Origin of the sequence: Actinomadura meyerae (assembly GCF_900188445.1) — a bacterium.
In the GTDB taxonomy this organism is placed as follows: domain Bacteria; phylum Actinomycetota; class Actinomycetes; order Streptosporangiales; family Streptosporangiaceae; genus Spirillospora; species Spirillospora meyerae.
This window is the reverse complement of record NZ_FZOR01000018.1, coordinates 130028-148602: the sequence shown is the minus strand read 5'-3', so window position 1 is coordinate 148602 and position 18575 is coordinate 130028. Positions and strand designations below refer to the sequence as shown.

Genomic DNA, 18575 nt, shown 5'->3' with positions numbered 1-18575 from the left:
GGCTTCTCCGTCGCCGCCCGCACGATCATCCCCACCCGCGTCCGCGTCAGCACCACCCACACACCACCGCACACCACCACCGACACCACCAACACGAACACCTGATAGGCGGGGTAGGTGAACAGCCCGAGGTTGATCGAGCCGTCGAGCGCGGAGGGCCGCGGATACGGTTGCGACTGCACGCCGTACTGCCGCTTCACCAGGTCCTGGAGGATGAGGGCCAGCCCAAAGGTGAACAGGAAGTTGTAGAGGGGATCCAGCGGGGCCAACCGCCGGATGAACAACCGCTCCAGCACCACCCCGAGCGCGCCCAGGACGATGGGGACGAGCGGCAGCGCCAGCCAGAAGTTCAGGCCGAGCGAGTCCAGCGCGATGAACGCCCCGAACGCACCCAGCATGTAGAACGCGCCATGGGCGAAGTTGACGACGCCGAGCATCCCGAAGATGACGGCCAGGCCGAGGGCGAGCAGGGCGTAGAACGCCCCGCCCACCAGCCCGTTGAACGCCTGTTGCAGCACGTCGGGCCCGCCTCAGAGGGAGCAGGCGGCGTCGGGCTGCTGGAACGCCTCCGCGGCCGGGATCGTCTTGACGATCTTCTCGTAGTCCCAGGGCTCCTTGACCTCGGAGGACGGCTTCACCTGCGCGATGTAGGCGTCGTGGACGAGCAGGTGGTCCTCGGCGCGGACGGTGCCGGTGGCGGTGAACACGTCGTTGACCTTGTGGCCTTCGAGCTGCTTCACCACGTCGTCGGACTTGTCGGTGCCGCCGCGCTGCACGGCCTCCAGGTACTGGAGCGCCGCCGAGTAGTCGCCGGCGTGGACGGCCGTCGGGCGGGTGCCGGTCTTGGCCTTGAACTTGTCGGCCCACGCGCGGTTGCCCGCGTTGGCGTTCCAGTACCAGAAGTCGGTGAAGTACGTCCCCGCGAGGGCGTCCGGGCCGAGGGAGTGGATGTCGGTCAGGAACATCAGCCCCACCGCGAGACCCACGCCCTTGTCGCGCAGCTTGTACTCGTTGTACTGCTTCACCAGGTTGACCAGGTCACCGCCGGCCTGCATCGCGCCGAGCACCTGCGGCTTGGGGTCCAGGCCGGGCGCCTTCAGCAGGAACGTGGAGAAGTTGTCGTTCGGGAACGGCGTCGGGTCGCTCTTCACGACCGTCCCGCCCGCGCCCTTCACGGCGGCCGTGAACGTCTTCTGCATGTCCTGCCCGAACGCGTAGTCGGGGTAGACGATGTACCAGTTCTTAGCGCCGTCCTTGGTGACCTCAGTGCCCGTCCCGTGGGCGAGCATGTAGCTGTTGTAGCCGTAGTGGAAGGTGTACTTGTTGCACTGCTTCCCTTCCAGCTCCGTCGTCGCGCCGCCGACGTCGATGAACACCTTCTTCTTGTTCTTCGCGACGGTCGCGACCGCGAGCGCGGCGGACGAGGTCGGGACGTCCACGATCAGGTCGGCCTTCTGCCGGTCGTAGAGCTCCTGCGCCTTGGAGTTGGCGATCTCCGGCTTGTTCTGGTGGTCGGCGGAGACCACCTCGATGTTCTCGGTGACGGCCTTGTCGCCGTACTTGGCCTTGAAGTCGGCGACGGCCATCTTCACCGCCTCGACGGCGTTCTTGCCCGACAGGTCGGCGTAGACGCCGGACTGGTCGGTCAGCACCGCCAGGACGATCTTGTCGTCGCTGATCTTGCCCCCGCCCCCGCCGGGACCGCCCGCGCAGCCGGCCAGCAGCGCTCCGGCGGTCGCGATCGCGGCCGAGCGTCCCAATAGTTTCATGGGGGGTCTCCCTAAATTCCGAGGTACTGGAGGAGTTCGTCTTCACGGGCGAGGACCTCGTCGTTGTCCATCGACTCGACGATGCGGCCCTCGGCCAGGAGGTGGTGCCGGTCGGCGACGGTCGCGGCGAAGTGCACGTTCTGCTCGATGAGCAGGACGGTCACCCCGGCGGCCTTGACCTCGCGCAGGATCGCGCCGATCTGCTGGACGATCAGCGGCGACAGTCCTTCGGTCGGCTCGTCGCACAGCAGCAGCCGCGCCCCCGTCCGCAGCACCCGCGCCAGCGCGAGCATCTGCTGCTCACCGCCCGACAGCTTCGTCCCGGGAAACCGCCGCCGCTCCTTCAACCGCGGGAACGTCTCGTACACCCGCTCCAGCGACCACGGCTCCGGGCCCTGCTTCTCTTCAGCAAGCTTGCCTTTGGAGGTCTTGTCCTTGGAGGTCTTGTCCTTGGAGGGCCCTGCTTTGGAGGGACGGCCCCCTACGGGCGGCAGGGTCAGGTTCTCTTCCACCGACAGCGTGGCGAAGATGCCGCGGTCGTCCGGGACGTAGCCGAGACCGCGGCGCGCGCGCTTGTGCGGGCTCAGGGTGGAGATGTCCTCGTCCAGGAACTGGACCGTTCCGGACGTCCCCTTGTGGAGCCCCATGAGCGAGCGCAGCAGCGTGGTCTTGCCGGCGCCGTTGCGTCCGACGAGCGTCACGATCTCGCCCTGGTCCACGTGCAGGGACACATCGCGGAGCGCCTGCGCTTCGCCGTACCAGGCCGACAGTCCGTCAACGCGCAGCATGCGAGTCTCCCAGGTAGGCCGTGACCACACGCGGGTCATGACGGATCTCGGCATACGGCCCCTCGACCAGAACCCGACCGTGCTGAAGCACCGTCACCCGGTCCGCCAGGCTCGCCACCACACTCATGTTGTGCTCGACCAGGACGACCGTCCGCCCCGCGCGCACCTTCTTGATGAGCTCGACCGTCCGGCCGACGTCTTCCACGCCCATGCCGGCGGTCGGCTCGTCCAGCAGCAGCACCTTGGGGTCCAGCGCGAGCGCCAGCGCCAGTTCGAGGGCGCGCTTGCGGCCGTAGGCGAGCGCACCCGCCGCGATGTCGCCGTGCTCGCTCAGCCCGACCTGGTCCAGCAGTTCGGCGGCACGGTCGGAGTACCGTCCGAGCGCGGCGTCGGAGCGCCAGAACTTCCAGCCGAGGCCGCTCCGGCCGGCCAGCGCCAGCTCCACGTGCTGCCGGGGTGTCAGCTCGGCGAACAGGCTGGTGATCTGGAACGAGCGCGCCACACCCAGCCGCGCGATCGCCTCCGGACTCCGCCCCGCCAGCTCATGCCGCCCCAGCCGCACACTCCCCGACGACGGCTTCAAGAACCCCGTCAGCAGGTTGAACAACGTCGTCTTGCCCGCACCGTTCGGCCCCACCAGCGCATGCACCGACCCCTCCCCCACATCCAGGTCCACACCGTCCACGGCACGGAAACCGCGGAACTCCCGGACCAGACCCCGCGCTTCCAGCACCGGGCCCCGCGGGCCGGAGTCGCCCATGCGCCCTCCCCAAACTCGTCTAAGGTGACCCGAGACACACCGGGCCCTCGTGACCGGGAACGCTAGGTCGCGCCCGTCGGCCGGACCATGTGAGCGGCCACCATATTCCGACCGGCCGATACGGCCGTGATCCACATCACGCGCAGGTCAGCGCGGCCCGCACATGGCGACCTCCGCCGTTATGTGGACGCGCCACGTGGTCGCGGTCACAACGGGTGCCCACCATGGCGGACGACCCGACGCCGATCCGAGGAGCCGGAATGCCCGTCCGCACCGCCGCCCTGACCGCCGGCCTCGCCGCCGGCGCGCTCGTCGCGGCCCTCGCCGCACCCGCGGCCTCCGCCCAGACGCAGGAACGCGCACCTGGACACGCCCCGGGAGGCGCACCGGAACGCGCGCCGGAACGCGCGCTCACCGTTCCGGGCGCCGAGAAGCTGGTGTCCGCCCGCCTGGCCGACCTCACCACCGCCGGGACGGTCGCCTCCGGGCACACCGTCCCGGCCGACTTCGCCGGCCTGCACGCCGCCGGGACGCGCAACCCATCAGGCGTCCCCGGCGTCCAGCTCGACGGCTACTTCCCGGACGACTCCGCCTTCAACACCAACCACGGCTGGAACCACGACGCGCAGTTCGTCATCCGCCTGCCCGACCACTGGAACGGCGGCCTCGTCGTCGCGGGCTCTCCCGGCAACCGCCGCCAGTACGCCAACGACGTCACCATCTCCGACTGGGCACTCGGCAAGGGCTACGCCTACGCCGCGACCGACAAGGGCAACAGCGGCACGGAGTTCTACCAGGACGGCCGCCGCCCCGGCGACGCCATCGCCGAATGGAACCACCGCCTGACCGAGCTCACCCGCGCCGCGAAGAAGACCGTCGCGCAGCACTACGGACGCGCCCCCGGCCGCACCTACGCGGCGGGCATCTCCAACGGCGGCTACCTCGTCCGCTGGCAGTTGGAGAACCGGCCGGAACTCTACGACGGCGGCATCGACGCCGAAGGCACGCTCTGGCGCGCCGGCGGCCCCAACCTGTTCACCTACCTGCCGTCCATCCTGCGCGCCTACCCGTCCTACGCGGCGACCGGCGACCCGTCCGCGCACAAGGCGCTGCTGAAAGCGGGCCTGGCGCCCGGCTCGGAGTTCCTCTGGCCGTTCCACGACCAGGTCTACTGGGAACTCACCCAGCGCATCTACCGCGAGGAGTTCGACCCCGCCTACACCGGCCCGGAAGCCGATTACAACTACGCCGCCCGCCCGAAGGAAGTCCATCGCGCCGTGGCCCGCGTCTCCCTCACCGGCCGGATCCGCAAACCCCTGATAACCCTCCAGGGAACCTACGACTCGCTCCTGCCGATCGGCACCGACTCCGACGTCTACGCGAAACTCGTCCGCGCCCGAGGAAAGGCCCCTTACCGCTACTACCGGCTGGAGGCCGCCAACCACACCGACGGCCTTTACGACACCTACCCCGACCGCCTCCGCCCCCTCCTCCCGTGCATGCGCACCGCCTTCACGGCCCTCGAATCCTGGACGCGGAACGGCACGCCCCCGCCGCGGAGCGCGACGCTCGCCCGCCCGGCGTCCGGCGACCTCGTCAACACCTGCTCCCTCTCCTGACACCGGAAGCCTCACCTGACACCGGAACCGAGGAGGTCTCGTGTCATGAAACCCACCCCGATCCTCGCCGCCGCCGCGGCACTCGCCCTCACGGCGGCCACCGCCGCCCCGTCCGCGGCCGCCGCGCCGCTTCCCGCAACGCTCCCGCAGCACACCATCAGCGCCTCCTACGTCAGCGGGATCTCATCCGGCGGATACATGGCGGACCAGCTGCACGTCGCCTACTCGGGGACGTTCAAGGGCGCCGGCATCTTCAGCGCGGGCCCCTACCACTGCGCCCGCGGGAGCGTGGTCACCGCGCAGCTCGCGTGCATGAACGACCTGTACGACGACAACCCGGCGGAGCTGGAGCGCACGGCCCGCGACCGGGCGGCGCAGGGGCGCATCGACTCTGTGGCGAACCTGGCGGGGCATCCAGTCTGGATCTACCACGGGACGAACGACATCACGGTCAAGCAGTCGGTGAACGACGGGCTCGCCGGTTTCCACCGCGATTTCGGGGCCGCCGTCTCCTACAACAAGACGTCCCCGGCGGGGCACGCGTGGGTGAGCCCCATCGGCCCCAACCCGTGCTCGGCGACCTACACGCCCTACATCAACTCGTGCGGCGACGACCCTGAAGGCGCGATGCTCGCGCACCTGTACGGCAGCGTGGCGCCGCCCGCGTCCACGCCGGGCGGGACGCTCATGGAGTTCGACCAGAACGCCTACGCCCCGAACGGCAGCGCCTCGTCCATCAGCATGGACGGCAAGGGCTACGCCTACGTCCCGAGCGCATGCGAATCGGGCACGTGCCGGCTGATGGTCGCGCTGCACGGATGCCAGCAGGGCCGCAGCCTCGTCGGCACCACGTTCGCGACGAAGACCTACCTCAACGAGTACGCCGACACCAACGCGACGATCGTCCTGTACCCGCAGGCGACCGCGTCGAGCTGGACGGGCGGCAACCCGCAGGGCTGCTGGAACTGGTGGGGCTACGGCGGCGACACCGCCTACGACATGAAGGGCGGCAAGCAGATCGAGACCATCATGCGCATGGTCCACGCCCTCGGCGGCTGACCCGCACTCACCGCGGACCGCGCCGGCCGGTCTCGGCCTGTCACAGCCGGGACCGGCCGGCCCCGGCCGCCCCGGCCGGGCGGACGGGCGGACGGCCAACCGGGTGGATCGGCGGACGGCCAACCGGGCGGACGGGCGTCAGAGTTTGGCGCGGGTCCAGGTGACCAGGTCGTCGGCGGGGAGGGTGTTGACGAGTTGGGACGCCTCGACTCCGCACCGGGCGGCGCGCTCGCAGCCGAAGGGCTGCCAGTCGAGCTGGCCCGGTGCGTGGGCGTCGGAGTCGATGGAGAAGCGGCAGCCCGCCTCGGCGGCGACGCGCAGCAGCCGCTTCGGCGGGTCGAGGCGCTCCGGGCGCGAGTTGATCTCGACGGCGACGTCGTAGGCGGCGCACGCGTCGAAGACGAGGGCGGCGTCGAACTCCGACTCGGGGCGCAGGCCGCCGCGCTTGCCGCCGGCCTTCACGATCCGGCCGGTGCAGTGGCCGAGGACGTTCACCCGCGGGTTCGCGATCGCGGCGACCATGCGCTTCGTCATCGCGACCCGGTCCATGCGGAGCTTGGAGTGGACGCTGGCCACGACGACGTCGAGGCGTTCGAGCAGGTCCGGGTCCTGGTCGAGGGTGCCGTCCTCCAGGATGTCGACCTCGATCCCGGTGAGGATCCGGAACGGCGCCAGCTCCTCGTTCAGCGACGCGACGACGTCGAGCTGGCGGCGCAGGCGGTCGGCGGACAGGCCGTTGGCCACCTTCAGGCGCGGGGAGTGGTCGGTCAGCGCGAGGTAGTCGTGCCCGAGGCCGCGCGCGGTCTCGGCCATCTCCAGGATGGGCGAGCCGCCGTCCGACCAGTCGCTGTGGGTGTGCAGGTCGCCCTTCAGCGCGGCGCGGAGCGCGGCGGCGGCCTCGTCGAGGGGCTGCCCCTCGGTCGCCTCCAGGCGGCGCAGGTAGACGGGGGTCTCGCCGCGCAGCGCCTCCTCGATCACCAGCGCGGTGACCTTGCCGATGCCGGGCAGGGCGGTCAGCGTCCCGTCGCGGGCGCGGCCGGCCAGCTCGTCCGGCGGCGTCCGCTCGGCGAGGTCGGCGGCCGTGCGGAACGCCCGCACGCGGTAGGTCGGCTCGTGGGCGCGCTCCAGCAGGAACGCGATGCGGCGCAGCGCTTCGACGGGCTCCACGCCTCGCACCGTACCCAGGTATGACGGGACGTGTCCCACTGTGGTCTCATCCGTCTGGGCCGTCCGGTATCTAGCCTTGTCGCCATGGCCGTGGACGAGACGGGGGCCGGGGACGAGACGGGGAAGGCGCAGAACCTCCTGCGTGCGGTGCTGCGCGACGGGATCCTGGCGGCCGTCGCGACCGGGCGGGCCGAGCCCGCGCCGCCACTCGACCGGCCCTGGCCGGCGGGGCTGCGGTGGACGCGGTTCCTCGGCATCGGGCGGCTGCCGTACGGGCTGGTGCTGAACCTGTTCTGGCTCTTCGTCACGATCCTGATGGTCAACGGGACCAGCTCGATGCTGCGCGAGCCCGTGCGCGCCGAGCAGGCCGGCTACCCCGGCGACGGCACGGCCCTGCTGCTGGCGGTGCTGGTGACCGCGCCGCTGGCCCTGCGCGACCGGCATCCGCTGGGCGCGTGGCGGATGAGCTTCGCGGGGATGGCGGTGCTGGCGCTGAGCCCGTGGCCGCCGGACATCGCCTACACCGAGGGCGGCGCGTTCGCGGCGCTCATGTGCGTGTACACGGTGACGGTGCGCTGCTCGCGGGACGTCACGCTGGGCGTCGCGCTGCTGTCGTTCACCGGCGTGTGGCTCAAGGACCCGGACTCGGCGCCGGGCGCGTCGATGCTGCTGCTCGTGCCGCTGGCGGTCGGCTACGCCGTGCGGGTGCGGCGCACGTCGCGGCGGGAGCTGGCCGAGCAGGAGCGGCGGCACCGGGACGCCGAGGCCGTGCTGACCGAGCGGCAGCGGATCGCGCGGGAGCTGCACGACGTCGTCGCGCACCACATGTCGATGATCGCGATCCAGGCGGAGGCGGCGCCGTACAAGGTGGCGGACGTCCCGGACGAGACCCGGCGGGACCTCGCCGAGATCCGCGCGACCGCGCTGGACGCGCTGACCGAGCTGCGCCGGATCCTCGGCGTGCTGCGCGCCGAGGACGGCGCCGAGACCGCCCCGCAGCCGGGCCTCGACCGGCTGGACGAGCTGGTCGCGAACGCCCGGGGCGCGGGCCTGCGGGTCGGGACGCGGCTCGGCGGCGACCTCGCCGGGCTGCCGCCGGGCGTGGGCCTCACCGCGTTCCGGATCGTCCAGGAGGCGCTGAGCAACGCGATGCGGCACGCGCCCGGTTCCCGGGTGGACGTCGAAGTGTCCCGAGATGACGGACTAGTGTGGCTCGGCGTCGTGAACGGCCCGCCCGCCGCCGGCCAGGTCCCCGGCACGCCGCTGCCCGGCGGCGGCCACGGGCTGGTCGGGATGCGGGAGCGGGCCGCCGCGCTGGGCGGCGAGCTGACCGCCCGCCCCACCGCCGAGGGAGGATTCGCCGTGACCGCCACGCTGCCGCTGAGGGCGCGGGAGGCGACGTGACGATCCGGGTCGTGATCGTCGACGACCAGGGCATGGTGCGCGCCGGGTTCGGCGTGCTGCTGAACGCCCAGCCGGACATCGAGGTCGTCGGCGAGGCGGTGAACGGCGAGGAGGGGCTGCGGACCATCGCGGAGCTGTCCCCGGACGTGGTGATGATGGACGTCCGCATGCCGGTGATGGACGGCCTGGAGGCGACCCGCCGGCTCCTCTCGGGGACGTCCGGTGCCGTCCCGAAGGTCCTGATGCTGACGACGTTCGACCTGGACGACTACGTCTACGCGGCGCTGCGGGCGGGGGCCAGCGGGTTCCTGCTGAAGGACGCGTCCGCGTCCGAGCTGGCCGACGCGGTGCGGGTCATCGCGGCGGGCGACGCGCTGCTGTCGCCGTCGGTCACCCGGCGGCTGATCGCGGAGTTCTCCCGGCTCGGCGGGCCGCGCGCCCCGTCCCGCCGGCGGCTGGAGGAGCTGACCGAGCGGGAGACCGAGGTCCTGACTCTGGTGGCGCGGGGCCTGTCCAACGGGGAGATCGCCGCGAAGCTCGTCGTCGCGGAGCAGACCGTCAAGACCCACTTCGGGCGGATCCTGATGAAGCTCGGGCTGCGGGACCGCCCGCAGGCGATCGTCTACGCCTACGAGGTCGGGCTCGTCAGGCCCGGCGACTGACCCCCCGGTGTGATACCTGGGAGGCACTCCGTCGGACCGCGGTGGCAGGCCGCAAGACGGCTCCGCCGATGGATCCCCGTCCGGGTGCCTGATTTCTACCTTCCTGGTCAGTGCTGCGAACCACTGACCAGGAAGGACGGGCCCGATGCCGGGTGTGCGCCAGTCTCTCTCCGCCGTCTCGCTGCTCGCGGCGGGCTCGGTGGCCCCCGCGGCGGTGCCCGCCGACCCGTACGAAGCCCCCGGGCCGTTGCCCGCGCTGTCCGCATCGGCCTTGGCCGCCCGATACCAGGCCACCGGGCGGGACATCGGGCGGGCGCTGACCACGGCGGAACGCGTCCACGATGAGGACCGGGCGCGCGCGCTGTCCGCGTTCCTCACACCGGGCAGACGATTCCTTGCCTTCGACCCGCGCGGATCTGGACGAGCCGTCGAAGTCATCGGCGACCTGGAGCACGCCGACCGCATCGCCGTCGTCATCCCCGGCGCTGACAACACGCTGGCCAACTACGACTCCCCCAAGTTCGTCGGCGGCGGCAGCCGAGCCCTCTATCAGGAGGCCCGTGCCCAGGCAGCCCGTGCCCAGGAAGCCCATGCCCAGCAGGCCCGTGCTCAGGAAGCGCGCGGCCATGAAGCCCGCGCCGACGTTCCGCTTTCGCGGTTCGCGGTCATCGCCTGGCTCGGCTACGACTCGCCCTCCACGCTGAGCACGGCCGTCCTCACGAGCAGCCGGGCGGAGGACGGCGCGCGCGGGCTGGAACGGTTCCTCAGCGGTATCCACCAGGTGAACGGGCACGCGCGGTTCGCGTTGCTCTGCCACAGCTACGGCTCGGTGGTCTGCGCGAAGGCCGCCCCGCATCTGGCGCCGCTTCCCGTGGACGACATCGCGGTCTTCGGCAGCCCCGGCACGACGGTGGACACGGCCTCCGACCTCGGGACGTCCGCGCGCGTGTGGGCGGGCCGTTCCAAGGGCGACTGGATGCGCTACGTGCCCAACGTCCACTTCGCAGGGCTCGGCTTCGGCACGGACCCCGTCTCGCCGCGCTTCGGCGCACTCCGGTTCGACGCCGGCACCGGCCCGCACAGCGCCTACCTCAAGCCCGGCTCGCGCGCGCTGCGCAACCTCACCCTCATCGCCCTCGGCCACACCGCAGAGGCCGGCCACGCGGGGGCCATCCGTGCGGGGGCCGTCCATGCTTGACGCGCGACCGGGAGAGGCGATCGTCCGTCTCGCTCCAGTGCCGGAGCGCGACCATGCGGTGGACGCGCTGCGCGTACTCGCCATCCTGGGCGTCGTCCTCGGCCACTGGCTGGTCACCGCGTTAGTCGCGGGCCCCTCGGGCCGCGACCTGCACGTCACCAGCCCGCTGAAGGCGATGCCCTACCTCGCCCCGATCTCCTGGGTCTTCCAGACGCTCGCCGTGTTCTTCCTGGTCGGCGGTTACGCGGCGGCGAAGTCGCGGCGCCCCGGCGAGGCGTGGGGGACGCTGATGCGGCGGCGCCTGACCCGGTTCGCGCGGCCGCTGCCCGTCCTGGCCCTCGCGTGGATCCCGGCCGCCGCCGCCCTGCGGTGGGCGGGGTTCTCGTCCGGCACGGTGCGGACGATGGTCGAGCTGGTCCTCAGCCCGCTGTGGTTCCTCTGCGTGTACGCGGTGCTGACGGCATGCGGCCCGCTGGTCGCGTCCGCCTGGGACCGGTTCGGTTGGCGCGGCGCCGCGCTCCTCGTCGCGGCGACCGCCGCGATCGACCTCGGCCGCTTCGCGCTCGACACGCCAGGGTGGACGGGTTGGGCCACCGTCCTCACCGCCTGGCTGCTGCCGTTCTACCTCGGCACCGGCTGGGCGCGCGGCGCACTGCGCTCCCGCCGCTCCGGGTTCGCGCTGCTGGTCGGCGGCACGGCCGCGACCGCGCTGCTCGTGCTGCTCGCCGGGTATCCGGCGAGCATGGTCGGCGTGCCGGGCGCCGCGGTCTCCAACCTCAGCCCGCCGACGCTCGCGGCCGTCGCGTTCGGCCTCGCCCAGACGGGCCTCGCCGTGCTGCTGCACGGGCCCCTCACCCGCTGGACGCGACACGCCCGGGTGCGCGCGCTGCTCGACGCGTCGGGCGTCTCCGCGATGACGGTCTACCTGTGGCACCAGACCGCGCTGATGGCCGTCACCGTGGTGACCCTGCTCACGTTGGGTAACCTGCAGGGAGTGCACACGGCCCCCGGCGGCCCGGAGTGGATCATGATGCGGCTGCCGTGGCTGGCCGCCTTCGCGGCCGTGCTGGTCGTGCTCCGCACCGTGACAGGCCGGTTCGAGACAGGCCGGTTCGAGACAGACCGGTTCGAGACAGACCGGGCCGGACCCGCGCCGCGCCGCCGCACCCACCCTGGATGGTAGACATACGCACGATGCCGCCGAACGCCACGACGCCGGGAACGACGCACGTCCGCCGACCGCGCGCGCGGCGTCTGCGCACGGCGCTGGCCGGTGCCGCGTCCACTGCCGTGCTCATGCTGACGACGGCCGGGACCGGGCACGCCGACCCCTACGCCGCGCCCGTGCCCGTCCCCGAACTGGCCCCCTCGACGCTGGACGTCCGGTACGCCGCCGAACGCGGCGCCATCGAGGAGGCGCTGAAGACGGCGCAGGATGTCGGCGACACCGACCGCCGCAAGGCGCTCGGCGCGTTCCTCCAGCCCGGACGCCGCTTCCTCTACTTCGACCCGCGCGGCGGCGGGCGCGCCGTCGAGGTCGTCGGCGACATCGCCAGGGCGCGGCGGGTCGCGGTACTCGTCCCCGGCGCCGACACCACGCTGTCCGCGTTCGACACGCGCGGCGGCAAGCCGTGGTCGACTCCGGGCGGCGGCGCGCGCGCCGTCTACGCGCAGGCGCGCTCCATATCGCCGGACCCTGAACTGGCGGTCGTCGCCTGGCTCGGCTACGCGGCGCCCAAGACGTTCAGCAGTGATGTCCTCACCGACGGCCGGGCCGCCGAAGGCGCCGGGAAGCTGCGCCACTTCATGAAGGGCCTGCATCGGGTCAACCCCAGCGCGACCGTGGGCCTGCTCTGCCACAGCTACGGTTCGGTGGTGTGCGGCCGTGCGGCCCTGGACGCGCCCAAGAGCCCGTCCTGGCGCCAGGTCACCGACATCGCCCTCTACGGCAGTCCCGGCACGTCGGCATGGTCGGCCGCCACGCTGAGCCGCTCGGCCCGCGTCTGGGCGGGGCGCGGCACGTCCGACTGGATGGAAGAGGTCCCCCACGTGCGCTTCCTCGGCATCGGCCTCGGCCCGGACCCGGTCTCCCCCGAGTTCGGCGCGCGGGTCTTCGACGCCGGATCCGGCGGGCACAGCGACTACCTCGCGCCCGGCTCCGCCCCGCTGCGCAACCTCACCGGCATCGCCCTCGGGCGCGCGTCCGCGGTCACGCGCGGCTGACGCGTCGGATGGCCCGTCGGGTGGCTCGTCGGGTGGCTCGCCGGATGGCTCGTCGGGTGGGCGGGGCCAGGTCATCACCGGCGTAGTGGCACCCTAGGGTGGTGGACACCGCAAGCGAGGCCGAGATCCGCGACCAGACCACCCAGCGCCTGGAGAAGGCGATGGGGACGTTCGGCACCGCCGCGCTGGCGAGCATGGAGGAGCAGCTCCCCTGGTTCCGGCGCATGCCGGCCGACCAGCGGTCCTGGATCGGCCTCGTCGCGCAGGCGGGCATCGCCGCGTTCGTCGAGTGGTTCAAGAACGACGAGCGGACGCGCCCGGCCATCGCCGGGGAGGTGTTCGGCACCGCCCCCCGCGAGCTGCTGCGCTCCATCAAGCTGCACCACACCATCGACATGATCCGCGTCATCATCGAGGTGGTGGAGACCCGGCTGGACGAGCTGGCCGCACCCGGCGGCGAGGCCCAGCTCCGCGAGGCCATCCTGCGCTACACGCGCGACGTGGCGTTCGGCGCCGCGCAGGTCTACGCGCGCGCCGCCGAGACGCGCGCCGCCTGGGACGCCCGGCTTGAGGCCCTCGTCGTCAACGCGGTGCTGCGCGGCGAAGTCGACGACGGCATGCACTCGTGGGCCGCCGCCCTCGGCTGGACGTCCAAGCCCGTCACCGTCATCGCGGGGTTCACCCCCGAAGACGAGGAGCCCGAGGTCACCATCGACCAGATGCAGTTGGCCGCGCGCCGCGCGCGCGCCGACGTGCTGGCCGGTGTGCAGGGCCACCGGGTCATCGTCATCGTCGGCGGCGACATCGACCCCGTCGAGGCGGCCCGGCCCATCGCCGCCAAGTGCGGCCCCGGGCCCGTCGTCGTCGGCCCGCAGGTCGCCGACCTCTACGAGTCCACCCACTCCGCGCAGGCCGCCGTCGCCGGACTGCGCGCCGCCGCCGGATGGCCCGACGCGCCCCGTCCCGTGCACGCGACGGAACTGCTGCCCGAACGCGCCCTGGACGGCGACGACGACGCGCGCCGCTACCTGGTGGACAGCGTCTACAACCCGATGCTCGCCGCCGGCGCGCCCCTGCTCGACACGCTCACCACCTACCTCGAACAGGGGTCGTCGCTGGAGGCGACCGCGCGGCTGCTGTTCGTTCACCCCAACACCGTCCGGTACCGGCTGCGCCGCGTCACCGAGCTGACCGGGCTGGCGCCGACCGACGGCCGCAACGCCTTCACCCTCCGCATCGCCCTGGTCCTCGGCCGGTTCGAGACCCGCTCCGCCCACGGCTGACTTCCTGGCGAACCCCTACCCGCTTAGCGTGACTACGGAGGTTGTAGGGGTCGTACAAAGGGGTCCGACCAAAGTTCGTGCTGATCGGTATCGAGGTCACCGGACATTGACGGAATGCTGGACGCTGTGATTCTCCTCGCATCGCCCGGCCAGGGCGCCCAGACCCCCGGCTTCCTGCAGCCATGGCTAGAGATACCCGGAGTGGCCGACCGTCTCGCCTGGTGGTCGGCCGTCACAGGGCTCGACCTGGTCAGGTACGGGACGGAGGCGGACGCCGAGGAGATCCGCGACACCGCCGTGGCCCAGCCGCTGCTGGTCGCCGCCGCGCTCGCCGCATACGAGGTGCTCTACGAGAATGACGGCGACCGGGACCCCGTCCCCGGCGCGGTCGCCGGGCACAGCGTCGGCGAGCTCGCCGCCGCCGCGATCGCCGGGGTCCTGACGCCCGAGACCGCGCTGGTCCTCGTCCGGGAGCGGGGCCGGGCGATGGCCGAGGCCGCCGCGATCACCGAGACCGGGATGACCGCGGTGCTCGGCGGCGACGCCGACGAGGTGCTCGCCTCCATCGACAAGCACGGGCTCACCCCCGCGAACGTCAACGGCGCCGGCCAGGTCGTCGCCGCCGGGACGACGGAACGGCTCGCGCGGTTCGCCGACGAGCCGCCCGCCAAGGCGCGGCTGCGGCCGCTGTCGGTCGCGGGCGCCTTCCACACCGAGCACATGGAGCCCGCCGTCGACACGCTCCGCCGCCTCACCGCCGGCGTGCGCGCCGCCGACCCGCGGACCACGCTGCTGCAGAACCGCGACGGCGCCGTCGTCACCGGCGGCGGCGACTTCGTCGCGCGGCTCGTCGACCAGGTCAGCGCGCCCGTCCGCTGGGACGCGTGCATGGAGACGATGCGCGAGATCGGCGTCACCGGCATCATCGAGCTGCCGCCCGCCGGGACCCTCACCGGGCTCGCCCGGCGCGAGCTGAAGGGCGTCCCGCTGGTGGCCCTGAAGACACCCGACGACCTCGGCAAGGCCCGCGAGCTCATCGAGGCGGACGCGTCATGACCGCCGGGCTCACGATCCCCGCGCCGACCGCCGGCGCCCGCGTCCTCGCCTTCGGCGACTACCGCCCGGCCCGCGTCGTCACCAACGACGAGCTGGCCGAGACCGTCGACACCAACGACGAGTGGATCCGCAGCCGCGTCGGCATCGCCGAGCGGCACATCGCCGGCGACGACGAGGGCATCGTCGAGCTGGCCGTGCACGCGGGCGGCAAGGCCCTCGCGGGCAGCGGGCTCGACCCGTCCGACATCGACCTGGTGATCCTCGCGACCTGCTCGGCGGAGTCGCCGATGCCGAGCCACGCCGCGATCGTCGCGCACCGCCTCGGCATCGACGCGCCCGGCGCGTTCGACCTGAACGCCGCCTGCGCCGGCTTCTGCTACGCCCTCGCGACCGCCAGTGCCGCCGTCCAGGCGGGCAGCGCCCGCAACGTGCTGGTGATCGGCTCCGAGAAGATGTCCCAGTGGGTCGACTGGACCGACCGCTCCACCTGCATCATCTTCGCCGACGGCGCGGGCGCCGCGGTCGTCGGCCGCAGCGACTCGCCCGGCATCGGCCCGGTGGTGTGGGGCAGCGCCGGGGACAAGTACGACAAGATCATCATCGACGACCGGAAGTCGTTCATCCGGCAGGAGGGGCAGGCGGTGTTCCGCTGGGCCACCACCGCCATCGCCCCGGTCGCGCTGCAGGCCTGCGAGCGCGCCGGGATCAAGCCGGAGGACCTCGCCGCCGTCGTCCCGCACCAGGCGAACCTGCGCATCATCGAGGCCATCGCCCGCAAGGTGAAGGCGACCAACGCCGTCGTGGCCGACGACATCGTCCACTCCGGCAACACCTCGGGCGCCTCCATCCCGCTGGCGCTCTCCCGCATGATCGAACGCGGCGACGTGCCGTCCGGTGCCCCGGCCCTGCTGGTCGGGTTCGGCGCCGGACTGTCCTACGCTGCCCAAGTCATCCAGATCCCGTAGGCCGTCACGCCTGCCCGCAGGGCCTGGACCAACCCACCGAAGGAGAACGCAGAACCATGGCAGTCGCAGCCACCGAACAGCAGATCCTGGACGGCCTCGCCGAGATCATCGACGACATCGTCGGCATCGACAAGGCCGAGGTGACCCCCGAGAAGAACTTCATCGACGACCTCGACATCGACTCGCTGTCGATGGTGGAGATCGCCGTGGCCGCGCAGGACCAGTTCGGCGTCGAGATCCCCGACGACGAGCTCCGCAACCTGAAGACGGTCAAGGACGTCGTCAACTTCGTCCAGAACCTGCAGGGCTAGTACCTCGGGAAGGGCGCGCCGCCGGCCCGGCCGGGCGGCGGCGCGCCCGGTCCCTCTCTCCCCCTCCCAGTCCGCAAGGAGCATCCAGTATGAGCAAGAGCCAGACCAGGGTCGTGGTGACCGGTCTCGGTGCAACGACCCCTCTCGGCGGAGACCTGCCGTCGACCTGGTCCGCCCTGCTCGCCGGAGAGTCCGGGGTCCGGAGACTGGACTGGGAGGGCGTCGACGAGCTACCGGTCCAGTTCGCGGCGACGCTGAAGGTCCAGCCGGACGAGGTCCTGCCGCGGCAGGCGATGCGCCGCCTCGACCGCAACCAGGCGATCGCGCTGATCGCCGCGCGGGAGGCCTGGGCCGACGCGGGGTTCGCACCGTCCACCGGCGGCAAGCCGCAGAAGGGCATGGACAAGGCCGGCGTCGAGGGCGGACACACCGTCGACGGCGAGCGCCTCGGCGTCGTGTTCTCCAGCGGCATCGGCGGCCTGCACACCGCCCTCAACAGCTACGACGTCTACCGCGAGAAGGGCTGGTCGCGGGTCTCGCCCTTCACCGTCCCGATGCTGATGCCGAACGGCGCCTCCGGGCACGTCGGGATCGAGTTCGGCGCGATGGCCGGCTCGCACGCCCTGGTCAGCGCCTGCGCGTCCAGCGGCGAGGCCGTCGGCTACGCCATCGACATGATCCGCGCGGGCCGCGCCGACGTGGTGATCTGCGGCGGCACCGAGTCGTGCATCCACCCGCTGCAGATGGCGTCGTTCGGCGCCATGCGCGCGATGTCGACCCGCAACGACGCGCCGGAGCGCGCGTCCCGCCCCTACGACAAGAACCGCGACGGGTTCGTCCTCGGCGAGGGCGCCGCGGCGCTGATCCTGGAGTCGGAGGAGCACGCCCGCGCCCGCGGCGCCCGCCTCCACGGCATCGCGGCCGGCTGCGGCTACTCCGGCGACGCCTACGACATCGTCCTGCCGGACCCGAGCGGCGCCGGGCAGGCCAAGGCGATGCAGCGCGCGCTGAAGGACGCCGGGCTGGAGCCCGCCGACATCGTGCACATCAACGCGCACGCCACCTCCACGCCGGCCGGCGACGTGGCCGAGCTCGCCTCCATCAAGGCGGGCCTCGGCGAGGAGGCCGCCCGCCAGGTGGCCGTCACCGCCACCAAGTCGATGACCGGGCACCTGCTCGGCGGCGCCGGCGCCCTGGAGTCGGTGTTCACCATCCTCGCGCTGAAGGAGGGGCTCATCCCCTTCGTCGCCAACCTGGAGGACCTCGACGAGGAGGCCGACCTGGACATCGTCCGGGACGAGCCGCGCAAGATCTCCGACGGTCCCGCGGCGGCGCTGAACAACTCGTTCGGCTTCGGTGGCCACAACGTGTCGGTCGCCTTCCAGCGGGCCCTCTGACCCGCACGCGACGAACGACGGCCCGGTGAGCGCACCGCTCACCGGGCCGTTCGCATGTGACCGGGCCGTTCCCGCGTCACCGGGCCGTTCGCGCGTTACCGGGCCGTCGCGTGCCCGGCCGGTCCAGCGCGTCCGTCCACCGGCCGGTTCAGCGCGCCCGGCGGGTCCGGCCGCGGATCGGGCGGGGCGCGGCGGGGCGTGCGCGTTGCGGGGCGGGCACGCTCCGGCCGGCCCGCGCCCGGAAGGCGGCGCGCGGACCGGCGGGGCTCACACGGCGGCGTGCAGCCAGCGGACGGGGGCGCCGTCGCCGGCCCGGCGGAAGGGCTCCAGCTCGTTGTCCCACGGCGTGCCGAGGAGGCGCTCGAGCTCGTGCTCGAGGTTGGCCTTGCCGACCGCCGCGTTCGCCATGACGGCGCGGAGCCGGTCCTCGGGGACGAGGATGTCGCCGTTCGCCCCGATGATGCCGGAGAAGACACCGAGGGACGGGGTGAAGCTGAACCGGACCCCGTCGGTGCCGGGCGTGGGGTCCTCGGTGGCCTCGAACCGCACGAGCTTCCAATTGCGCAGCGCGGAGGTGATGCCCGCGGCGGTGCCGGGCTTGCCCTCCCAATGCAGCTCGGCGCGCAGCGTTCCCGGCGCGGCCGCCTGGTCCGCCCATTCAAGGGAAACGGGCACACCGAGAACACCTGCGGCGGCCCACTCGATGTGCGGGCTCAGCGCAGGCGGCGCGGAGTGGACGTAAAAGACGCCACGTGCGGTCACCGGACCTCCTGGATCTGTACCGAGGCTCGTCTTCCCCTACGGCCTCGTACGTCCCAAGTCGGCGTCCGCGTCCCTCATTGTGCATCATCGGCCCGTCTGGCACCACCGTGAGTTCCGGGTTTATCGAACACTTGACCGCGCGATGGCCGCCG

Annotated in this window: 18 protein-coding genes; 12 read left to right on the top strand and 6 right to left on the bottom strand. The window is 72.4% G+C overall.

Annotated features, from left to right (window positions below):
- The 4 genes from CHF16_RS19925 to CHF16_RS19910 all read right to left on the bottom strand — a co-directional run.
- Positions 1-518 (bottom strand): branched-chain amino acid ABC transporter permease (locus tag CHF16_RS19925; RefSeq protein WP_143228059.1); only part of this gene is annotated, 518 nt, incomplete at its 3' end.
- A 12-nt stretch (positions 519-530) separates the two neighbouring features.
- Positions 531-1769, bottom strand: a complete 1239-nt coding sequence (locus CHF16_RS19920) for an ABC transporter substrate-binding protein (RefSeq protein ID WP_089327570.1) — start codon at positions 1767-1769, stop codon at positions 531-533.
- Positions 1770-1780: 11 nt separating this feature from the next.
- Positions 1781-2557 carry an ABC transporter ATP-binding protein gene (locus CHF16_RS19915; RefSeq protein ID WP_179271602.1) on the bottom strand — a complete coding sequence of 259 codons (777 nt, stop codon included), beginning with the start codon at positions 2555-2557 and terminating at the stop codon, positions 1781-1783.
- Positions 2544-3317, bottom strand: coding sequence for an ABC transporter ATP-binding protein (locus CHF16_RS19910; RefSeq protein ID WP_089327569.1), 774 nt, complete (start codon positions 3315-3317; stop codon positions 2544-2546). Before CHF16_RS19910 ends, CHF16_RS19915 begins: the two co-directional genes overlap by 14 nt.
- Positions 3318-3577: 260 nt before the next feature.
- Between CHF16_RS19910 and CHF16_RS19905 the strand changes: the two genes are divergently transcribed.
- Positions 3578-4936 (top strand): alpha/beta hydrolase family protein, encoded by a 1359-nt coding sequence (locus tag CHF16_RS19905; RefSeq protein ID WP_089327568.1) that lies wholly within the window; start codon positions 3578-3580, stop codon positions 4934-4936.
- 45 nt (positions 4937-4981) lie between these two features.
- Positions 4982-5995, top strand: coding sequence for an extracellular catalytic domain type 2 short-chain-length polyhydroxyalkanoate depolymerase (locus CHF16_RS19900; RefSeq protein WP_089327567.1), 1014 nt, complete (start codon positions 4982-4984; stop codon positions 5993-5995).
- Positions 5996-6133: 138 nt separating this feature from the next.
- Here the strand turns inward: CHF16_RS19900 and CHF16_RS19895 are convergent, their stop codons facing one another.
- Positions 6134-7162, bottom strand: coding sequence for a PHP domain-containing protein (locus CHF16_RS19895; RefSeq protein ID WP_218826743.1), 1029 nt, complete (start codon positions 7160-7162; stop codon positions 6134-6136).
- 84 nt (positions 7163-7246) lie between these two features.
- Here CHF16_RS19895 and CHF16_RS19890 point away from each other — a divergent pair, with 84 nt between their 5' ends.
- The 10 genes from CHF16_RS19890 to CHF16_RS19845 all read left to right on the top strand — a co-directional run bounded on the left by CHF16_RS19890 (position 7247) and on the right by CHF16_RS19845 (position 17661).
- Positions 7247-8566, top strand: a complete 1320-nt coding sequence (locus CHF16_RS19890; RefSeq protein WP_089327565.1) for a sensor histidine kinase — start codon at positions 7247-7249, stop codon at positions 8564-8566.
- Positions 8563-9228: a response regulator gene (locus CHF16_RS19885; RefSeq protein WP_089327564.1), complete on the top strand. Its 666-nt coding sequence runs from the start codon at positions 8563-8565 to the stop codon at positions 9226-9228. The genes CHF16_RS19890 and CHF16_RS19885 overlap by 4 nt, the downstream gene beginning before the upstream one ends.
- A gap of 145 nt (positions 9229-9373) precedes the next feature.
- The gene (locus CHF16_RS19880; protein ID WP_089327563.1) at positions 9374-10426 is read left to right on the top strand and encodes an alpha/beta hydrolase; all 1053 of its coding nucleotides are present in this window, start codon (positions 9374-9376) and stop codon (positions 10424-10426) included.
- Positions 10419-11609 (top strand): acyltransferase family protein, encoded by a 1191-nt coding sequence (locus CHF16_RS19875; protein ID WP_143228058.1) that lies wholly within the window; start codon positions 10419-10421, stop codon positions 11607-11609. The genes CHF16_RS19880 and CHF16_RS19875 overlap by 8 nt, the downstream gene beginning before the upstream one ends.
- An 11-nt stretch (positions 11610-11620) precedes the next feature.
- Positions 11621-12649 carry an alpha/beta hydrolase gene (locus CHF16_RS19870; protein WP_089327561.1) on the top strand — a complete coding sequence of 343 codons (1029 nt, stop codon included), beginning with the start codon at positions 11621-11623 and terminating at the stop codon, positions 12647-12649.
- A gap of 101 nt (positions 12650-12750) precedes the next feature.
- A complete protein-coding gene (locus CHF16_RS19865) occupies positions 12751-13932 on the top strand; it encodes a PucR family transcriptional regulator (RefSeq protein ID WP_245868852.1) in 1182 nt (393 codons plus the stop codon).
- A 126-nt stretch (positions 13933-14058) separates the two neighbouring features.
- Positions 14059-14988, top strand: coding sequence for an ACP S-malonyltransferase (locus CHF16_RS19860; protein WP_089327590.1), 930 nt, complete (start codon positions 14059-14061; stop codon positions 14986-14988).
- Entirely contained in the window at positions 14985-15953 is a 969-nt protein-coding gene (locus CHF16_RS19855) for a beta-ketoacyl-ACP synthase III (protein WP_089327560.1), read from the top strand. Before CHF16_RS19860 ends, CHF16_RS19855 begins: the two co-directional genes overlap by 4 nt.
- A gap of 56 nt (positions 15954-16009) precedes the next feature.
- The gene (locus CHF16_RS19850; protein WP_089327559.1) at positions 16010-16264 is read left to right on the top strand and encodes an acyl carrier protein; all 255 of its coding nucleotides are present in this window, start codon (positions 16010-16012) and stop codon (positions 16262-16264) included.
- A gap of 89 nt (positions 16265-16353) precedes the next feature.
- Entirely contained in the window at positions 16354-17661 is a 1308-nt protein-coding gene (locus CHF16_RS19845) for a beta-ketoacyl-[acyl-carrier-protein] synthase family protein (protein ID WP_089327558.1), read from the top strand.
- Between the two features lie 267 nt (positions 17662-17928).
- Here the strand turns inward: CHF16_RS19845 and CHF16_RS19840 are convergent, their stop codons facing one another.
- On the bottom strand, positions 17929-18423 hold the full coding sequence (locus CHF16_RS19840) for a DUF3145 domain-containing protein (protein WP_089327557.1): 495 nt from the start codon (positions 18421-18423) through the stop codon (positions 17929-17931).
- Between the last annotated feature and the right edge of the window lie 152 nt (positions 18424-18575).